The sequence below is a fragment of the Rhizobium sp. LjRoot254 genome, assembly GCF_964254105.1.
Classification (GTDB): Bacteria; Pseudomonadota; Alphaproteobacteria; order Rhizobiales; family Rhizobiaceae; genus Rhizobium_E.
Genome location: NZ_CAXUSM020000001.1, coordinates 1,626,840 through 1,643,685, shown reverse-complemented (window position 1 = coordinate 1,643,685; position 16,846 = coordinate 1,626,840). Strand labels below are relative to the sequence as shown.

Genomic DNA, 16,846 nt, shown 5'->3' with positions numbered 1-16,846 from the left:
CAAGACGGTGGGAAACGTCAGATCCGCAATTCTGTTTCCGCATCGAAGAGCGATGCAAGGCCTAGGTCGAACGAAAGCTTGATCTGTGCACCGGGGGCGTAGCGACGTGCGCCGGCGATGCGGACAGAAATCGTCTGGCCGGCGAATTTCAGCCAGAGAAGATTGTCGGCGCCCATCGGTTCCTCGATGTCGACGACGGCATCGAACGTCTTCGTCGCCGAGGGTTCATCGACGGCGACATGCTCCGGCCGCATGCCAAGCACGACTTTTCTACCGGGTTGGACCGGGCCATCCGCCTTGTAGCCGTTGAGCGGGATCTTCACGCCGTTGACTTTGACCACAAGGCCGCCCTCGCCGGCTTCCAGTTCGCCCTTGAGGAAGTTCATCGACGGCGAGCCGATAAAGCCGGCGACGAACAGGTTCTTCGGCTTGTTGTAGATGGTCGAGGGGTCGGCGAGCTGCTGGATGACGCCGCTCTTCATGATCGCGATGCGGTCGGCGAGCGTCAGCGCCTCGATCTGGTCATGCGTGACATAGATCATCGTGTTTTCGAGCGACTGGTGCAGGCGCTTGATTTCGACGCGCAGTTCCGCGCGCAGCTTGGCGTCGAGGTTCGAAAGCGGCTCGTCGAACAGGAACACATCGACGTCGCGCACGAGTGCACGGCCGATGGCGACACGCTGGCGCTGGCCGCCCGAGAGTTCCGACGGCTTGCGCTTGAGCAGCGGCCCTATCTGCAGGATGTCGGAGGCGCGCTTGACGCGCTTGTCAATCTCCGGCTTCGGCATCTTGGCGACCTGCAGGCCGAAGGAGAGGTTCTTCTCCACCGTCATCTGCGGATAAAGCGCGTAGGACTGGAACACCATGCCGATGCCCCGGTCCTTGGGCTCTTCCCAGGTGACGTTCTTGCCCTTGATGAAGATCTGGCCCTCGGTCGGCTCAAGCAGGCCGGCGATGCAATTGAGCAGCGTCGACTTCCCGCAGCCGGACGAGCCGAGCAGCACCAGGAACTCACCGTCCTGAATGTCGAGATTGAGGGTTTCCAGCACTTTGACGGCGCCAAAGCTCAGGGAAAGGTCCTTGATCGATACTGAAGTTCCCATAGTTTAACCCTTCACTGCGCCGGCGGCGATGCCGCGGACGAAGAGACGCCCCGACACGAAATAGACGATGAGCGGCACCGCGCCTGTGAGCAGCGTGGCGGCCATGTTGACATTGTATTCTTTCACGCCCTGCACCGAATTGACGATGTTGTTGAGCTGAACCGTCATCGGGTAATATTCCGGACGGGTGAAGACGACACCGAACAGGAAGTCGTTCCAGATGCCGGTGATCTGCAGGATCATCGCGACAACGAAGATCGGCAGTGACATCGGCAGCATGATGCGGAAATAGATCTGCCAGAAGCCCGCGCCATCGATGCGCGCCGCCTTGAACAGCTCCTCGGGCAGCGAGGTGAAGTAGTTGCGGAACAGGAGCGTCAGGATCGGCATGCCGAAGATCGAATGGACGAGGATCAGGCCGGTCAGCGTGCCGTAAATACCCATTTCCCGGAGCACGATGACGATCGGATAGATCATTACCTGGTAGGGAATGAAGGCGCCGACGATCAGGATCGTGAAGAAGATGTCCGCGCCCTTGAACTTCCAGTTCGCCAGCGCATAGCCATTGACCGATGCGATCAGGATCGAGATCAGCGTCGAGGGCACGGTGATGCGCACCGAGTTCCAGAAGCCGCGCGACAGTCCATCGCAGTTCAAGCCGGTGCAGGCCTGCGACCAGGCCTTGACCCAAGGCTCGAAGGTGATTTCCAGCGGCGGCGCAAAGATATTGCCGAGACGGATTTCCGGCATACCCTTCAGCGACGTCATGACCATGACGTAGAGCGGCAGCAGGTAATAGAGCGCTGCGAAGATCAGCGTGCCGTAGAGCATGATGTTGCGGCCGGAAAAGATACGGCGGGGCTTGGGGCCACGCGGGCCGCTGAATTCGGAAATCGCCGACGGCAGGTTGTTGTCGGATACGAGAGCGATGGTATCAGGCACGCTTGCGTCCTCCGAATTCCAGGTAAGCCCAGGGCACGATGATGATGGCGACGGTGAGGAGCATCATGGTCGAGGCGGCGAAGCCCTGGCCGAGATTCTGCGCCTGGAACATGTAGTCGTAGACGTATTTCGCCGGCACTTCCGACGCGATACCGGGACCGCCCGATGTCTGGGCGACGACGAGGTCGTAGACGCGCACGATGCCGCTGGCGATGATGACCAGCGTGGTGATGAAGACGGGCCGCATCATCGGGATGACGATGAAGAGATAGGTCTTCCACATCGGGATACCATCGATGCGCGACGCCTTCCAGATATCCTCGTCGATGCCGCGCAGGCCGGCGAGCAGCAGGCACATGACGAGCCCGGTTCCCTGCCAGAGTGCCGCGATCAGAATGCCGTAGATGACGATGTCGGCGGTATAGAGCGGGTCAAAATCGAAACTCGTCCAGCCAGCCGCGCGGATCACGGACTGGATGCCGTATTCCGGGTTCAGCACCCATTGCCAGACAAGGCCGGTGACGATGAAGGACAGTGCGAAAGGATAGAGGTAGATGGTGCGGAACGTGTTCTCGAAACGGATCTTCTGGTCCATCAAGGCCGCGAGAACGAAGCCGATCACCAGGCTGAAGATCAGCATCAGGATACCGTAGATCGCGAGATTCTGGATCGAGATGACCCAGCGCGGCGCGTCCCACAGCCGGTCGTACTGATCGAGACCAACGAATTTCAGGCGCGGCAGCAGCTTGGAATTGGTGAAGGAATAGGTAATCGTCCAGATCGTGCCACCAAGGAAAATCACCATTGAGGTGAGGATCATGGGGATCGAGGCAATCTTGGAATTGAGATTGCGGAAAAGCTTGTTCGGCCGGCCGGCATGGGTCTTTTGGCCCGTCATGGGTCAGTCTCCTCATTCACGATCGGAAGCCATGCGCCCCTGCCCCGTGGGACAGACAAGCGCCCGGCATAACCTTCGCCTTCAGCCCCGTCATAGGGGCGCGGAAAAACCGGCCGGCGGCAGATGCCGCCGGCCGGGATCGGGAATGATCTTAGTCAGCCGATGCGATGATCTCGGCGAAGCGCTTCTGCGCGTCTTCGGGAGTCATCGACGGGTTGGCGAAGAATTCGGAGAACAGGTCTTCCTTCTGCTTCTGACTATCAGGCGAAAGCAGCTGGTCGGTGCCTTCGATCACATTGCCCTTGGCAAGGATTTCGAGACCCTTCTTCATGCAATCGTTGGCGGCAGCCAGATCGACGTCGCCACGAACCGGCAGCGAGCCCTTCTTCAGGTTGAACGCAACCTGGGTGACCGGGTTCAGAAGCGTCGAGGCCAGCACGTCCTGTGCCTTGGACTTTTCCTCGTCCTTGAGCAGCGGGAAGTAGAAGGCGTCACCACCGGTCGAGATGATTTCGTTCACGCCCAGCCCGGGTAGGCAGGTATAGTCCTTGCCGGCAACCTGGTTTGCGACCTGGAATTCGCCCTGCGCCCAGTCGCCCATGATCTGGCCGGCAGCCTTGCCGGTGATCACGAGGTTGGTGGCCTGGTTCCAATCCTGCACATTGCTGCCCTTGGACATGCGGCGTGCGTCGTCGGCAGCCTTGAAGACCTTTGCGATCTCGGGGCCGGCAGCGACCGTCTCGTCCTTGTCCTTGAACACCTGGTGGAACACGTCCTTGCCCGCGATGGCGACCATCAGCACGTCGAACGCGCCTGCGGCCTGCCACGGCTGGCCACCGACTGCGAGCGGAATGATGCCCTTGGCTTCGAGCGCAGGCGCCGCTGCCACGAATTCATCCCAGTTCTTCGGCACGGCGACGCCGGCATCGGCGAATGCCTTGTTGGAAAGCCACAGCCACTGCCAGGAGTGGATGTTGACCGGCGCGCAATAGATCTTGCCGTCGATCGTGCAGCTGTCGAGCAGGCTTGCGGGGCGGATGAGTTCCTTCCACTTTTCCTTCTCGGCAATTGCGGTCAGGTCCTTCATCAGGCCGGCCTGCGCCAGTTCCTCGGCCTGGCGGCCATGGTTGAACTGGGTTGCTCCCATCGGATCGCCGCCGGTGATGCGGCTGATCATGATCGGACGGGCAGTGCCGCCCGAACCGGCGATAGCGCCGTCGATCCATTTGTTGCCGGTGGCATCGAATGCCTTGGCGAGTTCGGCCACGGCCGCGGCTTCACCACCAGATGTCCACCAATGCGTGACTTCGAGATCGGTCGCGTTCGCGATGCCGCCCCCCAGCGCCACGGAAGCCGCGAGCGCTGCTGCAAAATAACGAGCCTTCATGAGTTCTCCTCCCTCACTGAAACGTTGCCGGAAAAACTTATGCGAATTGCCTGTTGTCCGCAACAGGCACGATGAAATTTTCCGCCGATTTAATGAAATGCAATTTACAATTGCGGATAATCGGTTGAAAATTCTCTAAATCGTTTTAAATGGCCCAATTTATGCACAGCGCACAATGGCCTATATCAACATGAAATATAACATTAATTTGCAATTTTCATTTAATTTATAGGTCGAATTAATGTTCGCAAGCGCAAAATTTTTTCAGGCCGTGAATTTTTGCACCGCAAGATAGAAATCTGAAACAGAGCGAAAATATTGCTCGACATTTTACCTGTAACGTTACAGATTTTTACGGTCCCTGAGGAGGAGATGGTGTTTGTGGCCGATTTGAGCCATAGACAGCACGCATACGGGAATGGACGGAATGAGAAGCATGGTTCAGTCCGGCCAGGGGCCGGTACCGGGAGAGCGGCCGACTCTCAAGACGATCGCCTTCATGACGGGCCTCGGGGTCACCACTGTGTCGCGCGCGTTGAAGGACGCCCCCGACATCAGCCAGGAAACCAAGGAACGCGTGCGGCTGGTCGCCACCCAGATCGGTTATCATCCGAACCGCGCAGGCGTGCGCCTCCGCACCGGCAAGACCAATGTCATCAGCCTGATTCTGAACATCGACGAAGAACTGATGGGCCTGACCTCCCATATCGTCTACGGCATTTCGGAAGTTCTCGCCTCGACAAACTACCACCTTATCGTCACCCCGTACAGGAGCGACCGCGATCCGATGGCGCCGGTACGCTACATCGTCGAGACCGGTTCGGCGGATGGCGTCATCCTGTCCTCGATAGAGCCAGAGGACCCGCGCGTAAAACTGCTGCTGGAGCGCAACCTGCCCTTCGCCACCCATGGGCGCACCGAGCTCGGTGTGCCTCATCCCTATCATGACTTCGACAACGAGGCCTATGCATACGATGCGGTGCGCAAACTGGCGGAAAGGGGCCGCCGCCGGCTCGCCATCCTCGAACCCCTGCCCCGCTTCACTTTCTTCCACCACATGCATGCCGGCTATCTCGCTGGCCTCAGGGACTTCGGCTGCGAACGCGTGCCGTTCCGCGATGCCACGGTCCATGACCCGCTCCAGGTCGTCTATCGCGCAACCATGAACCTGCTCAGGGATCATCCGGAGACCGACGGCATCATTTCAGGATCGAGCGCGGGCGCGGTGGCGATTTCCTCGGCGCTTGCGGCGGCGGGCCGGCAGGTCGGACGCGATATCGACATGGTCTCCAAGCAGCCGGCCGATCTCCTCCGCTTCGTCCGGCCCGAGGTGATCACCGTCAACGAGGACATTCGGCTAGCCGGCCGCGAACTCGCCAAGGCCGTGCTGGGTCGCATCGAGGGTGTCGCGCCTGAACAGCTGCAGAGCATCTGCATGCCGGATGGACGGCTGATGTTTCCGAATTAGGGTGCGGTCAAATCACCAGTTGGGATCCCGGCCTTCGAGGTCATCGTCCGGCATGATCTGCTGCCGGCGAAGACTGTTGTAAGGGTCCACATAGGCCATACCGAACGCATCGCCGATCAAACGGGATATCGCCTTCATCGACGCGCCGATTGCAAGCCTGGGGACGCTTGGCTGGAGCAGCCTAAGGCGTCGGATGGTCGTCGGGGCAGTGGTGGAGATGTCGGTCATGATGTCCTCCTGTGACGGCGACAATGACATCACTTGCGACGCAGGTCCTTGGCTCGGACCTGAAGAGTCCTGAACAGAACTGAAGTTCGCCTTGAGGGTCGTCTTGAGTTATCCTGCTCGCCAGGAACGGGGTCTCGGCCAATGGACCTGGAATTTGGCAACTATCGTTTGAAGCGCGCCGAACGCCTACTGCTGGGGCCGCAAGGCCCGGTGGAGCTTTCGGCGCGTTCCTTCGACATCCTCACCGTGTTGCTTGACAAGCCGGATGAGGTGATCGGCAAGACCGAGCTTTTCGATGTGGTCTGGCCCGGCCTGGTGGTGGAGGAGAACACGCTGCAGGTCCACATTTCGGCGCTCCGCAAGCTGCTGTCTGCCGGGATGATCGCAACCGTGCATGGTCGCGGCTATAAATATGCCGGGCCTAAGCCCTTCATCGCTGCGGAAGAGCTGGTTGCAGCGTCCAGGCCGTCCATCGCCATACTGCCTTTCGAGAACATGAGCGGCGACCCCGAGCAGGACTATTTTAGCGATGGCATCACCGAGGACATCATCGCCGAGCTTGGCAAGTTCAAGGAGTTTCTGGTCATTGCCCGGAACTCGTCCTTTCAGTTCCGCGGCAAGGCGAACGACCTGGCCGAGGTGGCAAAAAGACTTGGCGTCCAGTACGTCGTCGAAGGCAGTGTGCGGAAGATCAACAACCGGGTGCGGGTCTCCGTGCAGCTGATCGATGTGTCTTCAATGGCGCATATCTGGGGTGAACATTACGACCGGGAACTCGATGACATTTTCGCGATCCAGGATGAAATCACCCACATGACCGCAACCCGCCTGGCCCGGCAGGCCAGAACCGCGATTACATCGCGCGCCAGGGCGCGGCCGACCGACAACATGTCGGCCTATGAGTTCTACTTGCGGGCGCTGCAGCTCGCAGCCGTCTATGAAACGGCGCACGAAGCCGAACCCTTTCTGCGCCAGGCGATAAAGCTCGACCCACGGTTTGCCGCCGCCCACGCCATGCTCAGCGTCGTGGAAACCCTCAAGCTCTACTGGGTCTTCTACGATCCCGATCTTTTCCGGCCGGCACTGGAGATCGCAAGAACCGCATTGCAGCTCGACCCCGACGAGGCCTACGGCCATCTCGCCTCCGGCTTTGCTCTTCTGTATCTTCGCCAATTCAAGCAAGCCGAGATCAGCCTTGACCGGGCGGTTGCGCTCAATCCGAACGACCCATTCATCCTCACTGTCCACGCGCTTCTCCTGAATTACACGAACAGGCCGGAGGAAGCGCTTGATGTCATAAACGAAGCCCAACGCCGCGACCCATACGCCGTGGGATGGTATGAAGACTTTCTCGGCATCATACTGACGACGGCTGGGCGATATCGCGAGGCAATCGCCTGCTACGCCAAAATGGCAACTATCCCGCCGTGGTCGCTCGTTCGCCTTATCGTCTGCCATTCCGAGTTGGGCGAAATCAGCCGAGCGCAAGACGCCCTGGCAAAGCTCAAGGCACATTGGCCCGGACGACACCTCGACGCGATCGTTATTTCGGAAGTGGATTGTTATGAAGATCCCGCCGTTTGCAAGCGCTATCGCGCGATCGTGCAGCGCGTTGACGGGCAAGGATAAGCCTCTCGCCTGAATCAAGAGAGCGGGCATGTGCCCGCTCCATGAGCTTGCCGCGACGAGAAACCAAAATTACGCGAAATCAGCCAAGCCGCTGCCCCATGGGCCGTGATGCTTGTCCACGCCATCGACGCGGTCGAAGCCATGCGCGCCGAAGAAATCGCGCTGGGCCTGGATGAGGTTGGCCGTACCGCGTCCCCGGCGATAACTGTCGAAATAGCCGAGTGCGGAGGCAAGTGCCGGAACCGCGAGCCCGTTGAGTGCCGCCGTCGAGACGACGCGGCGGAGCGCGCCATCGGTCTCCTTCACGAGTGCCGCGAACGTCGGCGTGATGACGAGGTTGTCGGCATCCGGCATGGCGCGGAACGCGGAGGTGATGTCATCGAGGAACTGCGAGCGGATGATGCAGCCGGCGCGCCAGATCTGCGCGATCGTCGGCATCGGCAGCGACCACCCGAATTCCTTGGAAGCCTCGGTCATCACGGCAAAACCCTGCGCATAGGCGCCGATCTTGCCGGCCAGCAGCGCCAGTTCGAGATCTGATATCAGCTGGTTGCGGTCGATGGATTTGATCTGCTCGGCACTCGGCAGGCCAAGCACCGTCTCGGCGTGCTCGCGCTGCTTCTTGAAAGACGACAGGCTGCGCGCCGCCACAGCCGCTTCGATGCCGGTGGCCGGCACGCCCATGTTCTGCGCCTCGATCGCCGACCACTTGCCCGTGCCCTTCTGGCCGGCCTTGTCGACAATCATGTCGACCATCGGCTTGCCTGATATCGGATCGTTCTTGCTGAGCACGAGTTCCGAGATTTCGATGAGGTAGGATTCGAGCCGCCCCTTGTTCCATTTGCCGAAGATATCGGAGCATTCCTTGGCGCTGAGGCCGAGCCCATCGCGCAGGATGCCGTAGATCTCGGCGATCATCTGCATGTCGGCATATTCGATGCCGTTGTGGATGGTCTTGACGAAATGGCCAGCGCCATTCTCGCCGAGCCATGCGCAGCAATCCTCGCCCTTGAACTTGGCCGAGATCGAGGTCAGCACCTTTTCGACGCGCTTGTAGCTCTCCTCGGTGCCGCCGACCATGATCGATGGTCCGTGACGTGCGCCCTCCTCGCCGCCGGAGACGCCCATGCCGATAAAGGTGAGGCCGGAATCCTTGAGGCTGTCGAAGCGGCGGATCGTATCGCGGAAATTCGCATTGCCGGCATCGATGATGATGTCGCCTGCCGAGAGATCCTTCTTGAGGCCCTCCATCACCTGATCGACCGGCGCGCCGGCCTGCACCATGATGATAACCGGACGCGGCGGACGAATCGATGCGACGAATTCCTCCATCGTCTTGCAGGGAATGATGCGGTCACGCAGGTCCCCGGCCTCGGCATAGAATGTGTCGGTCTTGTCGGGGCTGCGGTTGAATACCGCGATGCGATTGCCCTTCTCTGCGATGTTGAGCGCGAGGTTCGAGCCCATCACGGCAAGCCCGATCAAACCGATTTCCGCCTGTTCCACGCGTCATCTCCCTAGTCATTCAAGTTGCTGATTTTGGCCGGACTATAGGCGCGGCACGCGTGCCGAGGCAAGGCGTCATCGGGTACGTCGAAGGAGAAAATCAACGAATTGCTTGATCGTAGACCTCAGCCGAAAATAGACCACCCGGTGCGCCTGGCGAGGCTCTCCAGTGCCTTGGTCCCCGTCGCGGAATTGCCGTTGGCATTGAGGCCCGGCGACCAGACGGCGATCGCGGCCTTCCCCGGCGCGATCGCCAGGATACCGCCGCCGACGCCGCTCTTGCCCGGCAGGCCGACCCGGAAGGCGAAATCGCCCGAGGCATCGTAATGCCCGCAGGTCAGCATCAGCGCATTGATGCGGCGCGCCCGCTCCCATGAGACGACGCTGCGTCCCCCACGCGTCAGCAATCCGCGATTGGCGAGGAACAGCCCGGCTTTCGCTAGTTGCACGCAGTTCATCGATAGCGCGCATTGGTGAAAATAGACACCGAGCGTCTTCTCGACCGGGTTATGGATGTTGGAGAATGCGTGCATGTAATTGGCGAGCGCGGCATTGCGAAAGCCGGTCTGCTGCTCGGATCGCGCCACTTCCGCATCGATGATGATCGTATCGTCATCGGTGAGATAGCGCATGAAGCTCAATATCTCGCCCAGCGTTTCGCGCGGCTGGTGACCGGACAGCAGCGTATCGGCAACCACGATGGCGCCGGCATTGATGAAGGGATTGCGCGGTATACCCTGCTCCTGCTCGAGCTGGACGATGGAATTGAACGGCGTGCCCGAGGGTTCGCGGCCCACCCGCTTCCACAGCCCCTCGCCCACCCGGCCGAGCGCCAGGGTCAGCGTGAACACTTTCGAGATGCTCTGGATCGAGAAGGCTTCCTCGGCGTCGCCCGTCACATGGATGTCGCCATCCACCGTCACGACGGCCATGCCGAATTTCCTCGGATCGATCTTGGCGAGTGCGGGAATATAATTGGCGACCTTGCCCTCGCCGATATGGTCGGCGACATCGACAAGCACATCCTTGAGAACGTCTTCCAGCTGCATTCGAGTTCCCCTGCCGGTCAGCCTCCCCTTTACGGGTTAGCCTATTCCACGCAAGAGAAAAAGCGGCAACTCGTGTCTCAGCGAGTAATGATGACCTTGGTGTTCCTCAGGCCGTATTTCTGCGCCAGGCTGAAGAAGACGGCGGCATTGCTGGGATGCAGCCGGATGCAGCCATGCGAGGCCGGGCGACCAAGGCGCTTCAGGTCAAAGGTCGCATGCACGGCATAGCCGCCCTTGAAGAAGATCGCATAGGGCATCGGCGCATTGTCGTATTTGCGCGAGCGGTGATGGCGCGAAGCCCAATAGGCGCGATAGCTGCCCGTGGGCGTGACATAACCACGACGCGCCGTCGAAATCTTCCACTTGTGCCTGACGAACATGCCGTCCGTTACAGTCATCGTTTGTGAAGAAAGCGAAATGCGGGCAGTAATGGTTCCAGCCTGCGCGCTGGAGAGAAAGCCGAATGCAAGCAAGGCCAAAACGACCGCAAGAAATCTATGCATGATGATCTTCCCTAACAGCTGTTTGCTCACAACAAACCCCGCCCCGAGAAGACCTATTCTAGACACTTTTGTGCCACAATGGATTAAAGGGACTGGTTAACGGCGGGATAACGATCAGATAAGGTTAACTTGGAACTAGACAACCGCCCGGAAGCACGACGCCGTGCAAGCTGAATAGAGAGCGATCTCAAAGCACTAGAATGAAAAACAACGCCGTCATGGGCACGAGCGCGGTAAATATGCTGCACGCCGCCCAGAAGACCTCGATCGCAGAATCTATGTCAGTCGGGCCGATATTCTTGCGCCCGGCGGAATTCTGCATCGGCTCCATCACCTCTTCGCCGGCATAGGTTCGGGGACCTGCAAGTGCCACGTCGAGTGAGCCGGCCATGGCCGATTCCGGCCAGCCGGAATTGGGCGAGCGATGCAGGCCATGATCCCGCAAGGCCACGCTGATCGATTGCCGTGCCGAAGGTTTGCCGCGGCGGAACCACGTGCCGAGCGCGATCAGAACGGCCGAAAGCCGGGCCGCCGGCCAATTGGCGATATCGTCGAGCTTCGCCGATGCCCAGCCGAACTGCCGGTAGCGTGGTGTCATGTGGCCGATCATCGAATCGGCGGTGTTCAGCATCTTGTAGGCGAACAGGCCCGGCAGGCCGAACACGGCATAGAAAAGCGCCGGTGCGATCACGCCATCCGAGAAATTCTCGGCAAGAGTTTCAATTGCCGCACGGCAGACACCGGCGCGATCGAGCGTGTTCGGATCCCGCCCGACCACCATGGACACCGCCTTGCGCCCGCCGACAATACCGTCCTTGCGCAGCCCATTGGCCACGGCGCTGACATGGTCAACAAGGCTCTTCTGCGCCAACAGCACGGCGACGATGATGATCTCTGCGACAACACCGAAAAAGCCGGCATAGACGAACAACCGCGACATCAGCACGCCGGCCATGATGCTCGCGATCAGCAATGCCAGGATCGCCATGATGCCATAGGCGCGCCGGTCGCGTTCGCTGAGACCCTTGTGATTGAACTGCCACTCGCAGAAGCCCACGGCCTTGCCGAACAGGACGACGGGATGGGGAATGCGCGACCATGCACTTTCCGGATCGCCCACCGCCCGATCCACGAGCAGGGCAAGAAACAGCACATAAAGTGTGTACATTCAGTCCCTTGCGGAGGCCAGCGCTTGCGCGAGCCGCCGATCCCCCTGTTCATCCGGCGCCAGTCCGATCCTGAGCCAGTCCCCGGCATAATCGAACTTCCTCACCAATATATGCAAGCGCGCCAGATGTTCAAATAGGTCTTGCGCGCGATTCTGGCGAACAAGTGCGAAGAGTTCCGTGCCGCCGACGGTTTCCAACCCTGCCGCGTCGAGTATGGAGGCGAGTGCCGCCCGCCGTGCCAGGATCTCCGAGAGAATCCTCATCCGGTCGCCCTGCATCAGCTCGTGTGCGAGATAGAGCGCCGGACCCGATACCGCCCAAGGGCCGAGTTCGGCTTCGATGGTTTCCAGTGCCTCGGGAACCGCGAACACGAAGCCGAGCCGCAACCCGGCAAGACCAAAGAACTTGCCGAACGACCGGCTGACGGTGACGCCTGGCGTTTCGCCAGCCAGCGCAGCCAGCGACAATTCCGGCCGCGCATCGCCAAATGCCTCGTCGACATGCAGATGGCCGCCCTGCTGGCGCATCCGGGCCGCCAACCCGGTCAGTTCCTGCCGCAAGAACGTGCCACCGGTGGGATTGTTGGGATTGACGATGACCAGAGTGCCCTGCTCGTCGGTCAATTCATCGAGCGAGCCGATCGCATCGACCACCATCCCGGCCCGGCGGAAGCAATGGGCATATTCGCCATAGGTCGGCGAGAGGATCGCGACGGGGCGGTCGGCGGGTACGAGCTTGGGCAGTATCTGGATGAAGGACTGGGTGCCGGGGACTGGGAGGGGGAGGTTTCCCGTGGAATGTGCGGCATCACCCCCCTCTGCCCTGCCGGGCATCTCCCCCTCAAGGGGGGAGATTGTATGCGGCTCGCCCACTGCCCCAAGCCAGCCGAGGTTTGCCACATCTTCGATTTCCGCGTTGGAACGAGGTGCTGGCAACGAGTCGATCTCCCCCCTCGATGGGGAGATGTCCGGCAGGACAGAGGGGGATGTGCCGCGCTCAGGCAGATACCAATCCCGCGCTGCCTCCCGCGCCGCCAATTCCAGTGCCGCGTCGGGCAACCTGTTCCAGACCGCAGTGGGAATCTCCGGCAGCGCCACCATGTTGGGGTTGATTCCGGTCGAAAGATCCAGCCAATCGCCCGGCTCGCCGCCATAACGCGCGCAAGCAGCGGTCAGGCCGCCGCCATGGACGATACCAGCCATCAGGCTCCAGCCCCGGCGAGATCGATCAGGTGCATGTAGGAGCCCGACACATTCTCCCGCACCAGCCCCGCCAGTCCGACCGGTTCACCGGCGGCATCCACGGCATCGAAGAGCCGCTCGGCCTGGCCTTCATGCACGACGGTCGAATAGTGAAATTCGTGCGCCGAGAGCCGCGTCCCCGCATAGGGTCCGGCGAGCGCTGTGACCTTCCGATATCCGAGATGCCGCTTGCGCGTGGCAAAGCTGGTGGTCAGCGGCAACAGCCCCAGCATCGGCCATTCCACACCTGACGCATCGACAAGCGCCTCACCCAGAGTCATGTAGCCGCCGCACTCGCCATAGATCACGGCGCCGGAAGCCGCGCGTTCCAGCATCGATGCGCGGAAAGTCTCAGCAGCGCTCAGCCGGCCGGCATGCAGTTCCGGATAGCCACCGGGCAGGAAGACCGCATCGGCCGTTTCATCCGGGCCTTCGTCGGCTAGAGGCGAGAAAAACGAGATCTCGGCACCCTCCGCCCGCCAGCCATCGACGAGATGCGGATAGATGAAGGCGAAGGCCTCGTCGCGGGCCACTGCGACATGGCGCCCGAGAGCCGGCACCGTGCAATCCGGCCTCGCTCCTGATGCGACCTCTCGCGCGGCCAACGCCGCCAATGCATCGATATCGCAAGTCGCGGTAACCACTTCGGCCGCATGGTTCATGAAGGCTTCTATGCCCTCAATCTCCTGCGCCAGCACCAGGCCGAGATGCCGTTCGGGCAGGCCGAGCAGCTTGTCCTGGTAGATCACGCCGAGGATGGGCACCGCAAGCCCGGCAAGCCCGGCGCGCAGCATTGATTCGTGGCGCGCGCTGCCAACCTTGTTGAGGATGATCCCTGATATGTGCAAGTCGGCATCGTGCGAGACGAACCCGCGCACCATCGCACCCACCGAATGGGAAAGCCTGGCGCAATCGACCACCAGCACGACGGAGAGATCGAGAAGCTTGGCGAGGCTCGCCGGCGAACCGGTATGATCCGCCGCACCGTCATAGAGACCCATCATCGCCTCGATGACGAGCGGCCCTTCGCCCGACGCCTGAAAACCCAGCAGCTCGGGCCGCATCGCCCAGGGATCGTAGTTGAGGCAGGTCGCACCGCAGGCAATGGCATGGAATGCCGGATCGATATAATCGGGCCCGGCCTTGCCCGGCGTAACCGCAATGCCGCGCCGGCTCAATGCCCTGAGCAGCCCGAGCGTCACAGTCGTCTTGCCCGAACCGGAGGACGGAGCGGCGATCAGCAAGCCGCTCATGCTGGATCCCTGAGGCTCTCGGTGCCCAACGGGTCGCCTACCAATTGCTTGCCGCCGAGGGCGCCGAGCCAGTCGAGCCCATCGCGCAGTCGCACCACCTCGCCGACCACGACGATGGCAGGCGGTTCGAGCCTGGCTGCCTCACAATCGGCGACCGCCGTTCCAAGCGTGCTTTCGAGCACCGTCTGCTTCGCGGTCGATGCGTTGCAGACGAAGGCCACGGGCTCCTGCGGCGACCGTCCTGCCTCGATGAGATGCCGCGTGATTTCGCCGATATGCTTCATCGCCATATACATGACGATCACAGGCGAGCCCTTGGCGATCGACGGCCAATCGATGCGGTCGGGCACGAGGCCCGAGGAATCATGCCCTGTCAGGAAGGTCACCACATGGGTGATCGCCCGATGGGTCACTGGGATTCCGGCATAGGAGAGCCCGCCGATACCCGCCGTGACACCCGGTACGATGCGGAAGGCGATGCCATGATTGACCAGCATCAGCGCTTCTTCGCCGCCACGCCCGAAGACGAAGGGGTCGCCGCCTTTGAGCCTGAGCACCCGCTTGCCCGAGCGCGCAAGCTCGACAAGCCTGAGAGAAATATCACGCTGCTTGGGGGACGGTTTGCCGCCGCGCTTTCCCGCATATTCGAGCACGGCGCCGGACCGCGCGAGCCTGAGGCAGCCTTCATCGACCAGCGCGTCATAAACCACGTGATCGGCCTCGCGCAGCGCCTTGACGGCGAGCAGCGTCAGCAGCCCGGGATCGCCCGGTCCTGCGCCGGTCAGCCACACGGTACCGGGCTCGAAGGCCGGCAGGTCGGAAAAAAGCACGTCGTCCATCGTCATTTCCTATGCCGCGACAGGCATAAACGCAATCCGCCAATTCTTGCCGACGCTACGATGGGCGGCAAGCCGGCATGCGTCTGGAAACGTCAAGGGTTTTGCTTGGCGCGCGACACTACCGGAATCCGGATATCAACATCCGGATTCTATGTATCAACCCCCAGCGGCAAACCGTTGAATCGATTCGACCTTCACTGCCGGACCAGCGTCTCCTCGACGAGCTTCATTGCGCCGGCAGCATCGACATCCGTGCAAACCAGTTGGCTCGGCAGGTTGTCCCACTGGCTGGTGCCGAATGTCATGCCGTCGGGCTTCTGGACAGTCATGCCTTCGCCGATACCCGTGGTCAGCACGCGTACCACGCCCGAGCGGGTGGTGAACAGTTCGCGGGCAACGAGATAGACGCAGGCGCAGGTATCGTGCACCACCATGCTGTCGCGCACCTGGCCCTTGTAGAAATCGATGTAGAATTGCGACAGCCGGTCGAGCAATTCGACGTCCTTGCCGCCCTTTCGCGCAAGCGCGGCCATGGTCTGGCGCGTCATCGTCGTCTTGAGCGTCACATCGAGGCCGACGACGACCACCTTCCAGGGCGCGATCATCACGGCATCGGCGGCTTCCGGGTCGCCATGGATATTGGCTTCGGCGGCGGGTGTCACATTGCCGGGCACGTCGATCGCGCCACCCATGATGATGACTTCCTTCACAAGACCCGTGATCTCGGGCGCGGCCTTGAGCGCATTGGCGAGGTTGGTCATGCGGCCGACGGCGACGAGCACGATCTCGCCCGGATTGGCCTTGATGGAGTCGATGATGAACTGATGCGCCGGGCGCGGATCGAGCGGCACATCGACGACATCGGGAATGCCGATATTGCCGAGCCCGTCATCGCCGTGGATATAGGCCGGGAACGGATGCGTCGCCCTGCCCGGTTCGTACTGCTCGGCGGCACCCTTGGCGATCGGCGCCGAAATGCCCCATTGCTGCTTGAGATATTGCGCGTTGCGCGTCGTCGTCTCGATCGAGGCATTGCCGAAGGCGGTGGTGATGCCGATCAGGTCGATCTCGGGATGGCGCGCGAGAAACAGCAGCGCCATGGCGTCATCGACACCGGGATCGGTGTCAAAAATCACTTTGTGCATATGAGAGCCCGTCCAATTTTTCTTGTTGTTTGAGGTGCGCAGAGCTTTCGCAAAGCCCGCGCCAAATTTCCAGTCATTTTTAATGATTGGTCACGTGCTACGAGCGGCTTCCGCCACCGCGATCGTCACGCCGCCCGACTTGGTCTTCTCGATAACCAGCGCGCCAGCCGGCCCGGTCGCGGCAAGTGCGGCAGCCTCAGCCACACCATGACAGCCGATCCGCTCGAAAAGCCCATCCGAGGGGTTGGCAAGCCTCGGCGTCTCCTGCTCGAGACGTGTAGCATCGAAGACGATCACCGACACGCCGAAATAGGATGCGACGGCCTGCACCGCGGGATGCTCGGCGCGGCCGAAGATCGTTGCGATCGCCAGCACCGCCTCGTCCTGCAGACCGGCTGCGGAAAGCGCCTGCATCGCCGCATCGGCTGCCTCACGGCCCGAAGCGGTTTGCGAAACACCCAGGCCGATCACGAGCTCGCGCTTCAC

The 16,846-nt window shown here is 61.1% G+C and carries 16 protein-coding genes; 2 read left to right on the top strand and 14 right to left on the bottom strand.

Annotated elements, in window-relative coordinates; all coding sequences use genetic code 11:
- Nucleotides 1-17 precede the first annotated feature (17 nt).
- The 4 genes from ACSQ26_RS07950 to ACSQ26_RS07935 all read right to left on the bottom strand — a co-directional run bounded on the left by ACSQ26_RS07950 (nt 18) and on the right by ACSQ26_RS07935 (nt 4,330).
- Entirely contained in the window at nt 18-1,103 is a 1,086-nt protein-coding gene (locus ACSQ26_RS07950) for an ABC transporter ATP-binding protein (protein ID WP_436007945.1), read from the bottom strand.
- Between the two features lie 3 nt (nt 1,104-1,106).
- Entirely contained in the window at nt 1,107-2,045 is a 939-nt protein-coding gene (locus tag ACSQ26_RS07945; RefSeq protein ID WP_436007943.1) for a carbohydrate ABC transporter permease, read from the bottom strand.
- Nucleotides 2,038-2,943, bottom strand: a complete 906-nt coding sequence (locus ACSQ26_RS07940) for a carbohydrate ABC transporter permease (RefSeq protein ID WP_436007941.1) — start codon at nt 2,941-2,943, stop codon at nt 2,038-2,040. The genes ACSQ26_RS07945 and ACSQ26_RS07940 overlap by 8 nt, the downstream gene beginning before the upstream one ends.
- A gap of 151 nt (nt 2,944-3,094) precedes the next feature.
- Nucleotides 3,095-4,330, bottom strand: coding sequence for an ABC transporter substrate-binding protein (locus tag ACSQ26_RS07935; protein ID WP_436007939.1), 1,236 nt, complete (start codon nt 4,328-4,330; stop codon nt 3,095-3,097).
- A gap of 418 nt (nt 4,331-4,748) precedes the next feature.
- Between ACSQ26_RS07935 and ACSQ26_RS07930 the strand changes: the two genes are divergently transcribed.
- Complete coding sequence (locus ACSQ26_RS07930) at nt 4,749-5,798, top strand: LacI family transcriptional regulator (RefSeq protein ID WP_436007937.1); 1,050 nt, start codon at nt 4,749-4,751, stop codon at nt 5,796-5,798.
- 12 nt (nt 5,799-5,810) lie between these two features.
- On the opposite strand, the gene ACSQ26_RS07925 is transcribed toward ACSQ26_RS07930, so the two are convergent.
- Nucleotides 5,811-6,026, bottom strand: a complete 216-nt coding sequence (locus tag ACSQ26_RS07925) for a hypothetical protein (protein WP_436007935.1) — start codon at nt 6,024-6,026, stop codon at nt 5,811-5,813.
- 141 nt (nt 6,027-6,167) lie between these two features.
- On the opposite strand from ACSQ26_RS07925, the gene ACSQ26_RS07920 reads away from it, so the two are divergent.
- Nucleotides 6,168-7,655, top strand: coding sequence for a winged helix-turn-helix domain-containing tetratricopeptide repeat protein (locus ACSQ26_RS07920; protein WP_436007933.1), 1,488 nt, complete (start codon nt 6,168-6,170; stop codon nt 7,653-7,655).
- A gap of 69 nt (nt 7,656-7,724) precedes the next feature.
- Here ACSQ26_RS07920 and gndA read toward each other — a convergent pair whose 3' ends face one another.
- From gndA to ACSQ26_RS07875, 9 genes are all read right to left on the bottom strand, one after another.
- The gene (gndA, locus tag ACSQ26_RS07915; RefSeq protein ID WP_436007931.1) at nt 7,725-9,161 is read right to left on the bottom strand and encodes an NADP-dependent phosphogluconate dehydrogenase; all 1,437 of its coding nucleotides are present in this window, start codon (nt 9,159-9,161) and stop codon (nt 7,725-7,727) included.
- Between the two features lie 125 nt (nt 9,162-9,286).
- Nucleotides 9,287-10,210 carry a glutaminase gene (locus ACSQ26_RS07910; RefSeq protein WP_436007929.1) on the bottom strand — a complete coding sequence of 308 codons (924 nt, stop codon included), beginning with the start codon at nt 10,208-10,210 and terminating at the stop codon, nt 9,287-9,289.
- Between the two features lie 77 nt (nt 10,211-10,287).
- Nucleotides 10,288-10,713, bottom strand: a complete 426-nt coding sequence (locus ACSQ26_RS07905) for a L,D-transpeptidase (RefSeq protein ID WP_436007927.1) — start codon at nt 10,711-10,713, stop codon at nt 10,288-10,290.
- Nucleotides 10,714-10,900: 187 nt separating this feature from the next.
- Nucleotides 10,901-11,881, bottom strand: coding sequence for an adenosylcobinamide-phosphate synthase CbiB (cbiB, locus tag ACSQ26_RS07900; protein ID WP_436007925.1), 981 nt, complete (start codon nt 11,879-11,881; stop codon nt 10,901-10,903).
- A complete protein-coding gene (locus ACSQ26_RS07895; RefSeq protein ID WP_436015155.1) occupies nt 11,882-13,087 on the bottom strand; it encodes a threonine-phosphate decarboxylase in 1,206 nt (401 codons plus the stop codon).
- A complete protein-coding gene (locus ACSQ26_RS07890) occupies nt 13,084-14,376 on the bottom strand; it encodes a cobyrinate a,c-diamide synthase (protein ID WP_436007923.1) in 1,293 nt (430 codons plus the stop codon). Before ACSQ26_RS07890 ends, ACSQ26_RS07895 begins: the two co-directional genes overlap by 4 nt.
- Nucleotides 14,373-15,215 (bottom strand): uroporphyrinogen-III C-methyltransferase, encoded by an 843-nt coding sequence (cobA, locus tag ACSQ26_RS07885; protein ID WP_436007921.1) that lies wholly within the window; start codon nt 15,213-15,215, stop codon nt 14,373-14,375. The genes ACSQ26_RS07890 and cobA overlap by 4 nt, the downstream gene beginning before the upstream one ends.
- Nucleotides 15,216-15,409: 194 nt before the next feature.
- A complete protein-coding gene (locus ACSQ26_RS07880) occupies nt 15,410-16,360 on the bottom strand; it encodes a nucleoside hydrolase (protein ID WP_436007919.1) in 951 nt (316 codons plus the stop codon).
- Nucleotides 16,361-16,450: 90 nt separating this feature from the next.
- On the bottom strand, nt 16,451-16,846 hold the full coding sequence (locus ACSQ26_RS07875) for a cobalamin biosynthesis protein (RefSeq protein WP_436007917.1): 396 nt from the start codon (nt 16,844-16,846) through the stop codon (nt 16,451-16,453).

Bases quoted from the DNA above. Each gene is read 5' to 3' on its own strand.
- cobA (WP_436007921.1), bottom strand. From the start codon at position 15,215: ATGGACGACGTGCTTTTTTCCGACCTGCCGGCCTTCGAGCCCGGTACC.
- ACSQ26_RS07930 (WP_436007937.1), top strand. From the start codon at position 4,749: ATGGACGGAATGAGAAGCATGGTTCAGTCCGGCCAGGGGCCGGTACCG.
- ACSQ26_RS07905 (WP_436007927.1), bottom strand. From the start codon at position 10,713: ATGCATAGATTTCTTGCGGTCGTTTTGGCCTTGCTTGCATTCGGCTTT.
- ACSQ26_RS07940 (WP_436007941.1), bottom strand. From the start codon at position 2,943: ATGACGGGCCAAAAGACCCATGCCGGCCGGCCGAACAAGCTTTTCCGC.
- ACSQ26_RS07880 (WP_436007919.1), bottom strand. From the start codon at position 16,360: ATGCACAAAGTGATTTTTGACACCGATCCCGGTGTCGATGACGCCATG.
- ACSQ26_RS07925 (WP_436007935.1), bottom strand. From the start codon at position 6,026: ATGACCGACATCTCCACCACTGCCCCGACGACCATCCGACGCCTTAGG.
- ACSQ26_RS07890 (WP_436007923.1), bottom strand. From the start codon at position 14,376: ATGAGCGGCTTGCTGATCGCCGCTCCGTCCTCCGGTTCGGGCAAGACG.
- cbiB (WP_436007925.1), bottom strand. From the start codon at position 11,881: ATGTACACACTTTATGTGCTGTTTCTTGCCCTGCTCGTGGATCGGGCG.
- ACSQ26_RS07920 (WP_436007933.1), top strand. From the start codon at position 6,168: ATGGACCTGGAATTTGGCAACTATCGTTTGAAGCGCGCCGAACGCCTA.
- ACSQ26_RS07935 (WP_436007939.1), bottom strand. From the start codon at position 4,330: ATGAAGGCTCGTTATTTTGCAGCAGCGCTCGCGGCTTCCGTGGCGCTG.
- ACSQ26_RS07910 (WP_436007929.1), bottom strand. From the start codon at position 10,210: ATGCAGCTGGAAGACGTTCTCAAGGATGTGCTTGTCGATGTCGCCGAC.
- ACSQ26_RS07950 (WP_436007945.1), bottom strand. From the start codon at position 1,103: ATGGGAACTTCAGTATCGATCAAGGACCTTTCCCTGAGCTTTGGCGCC.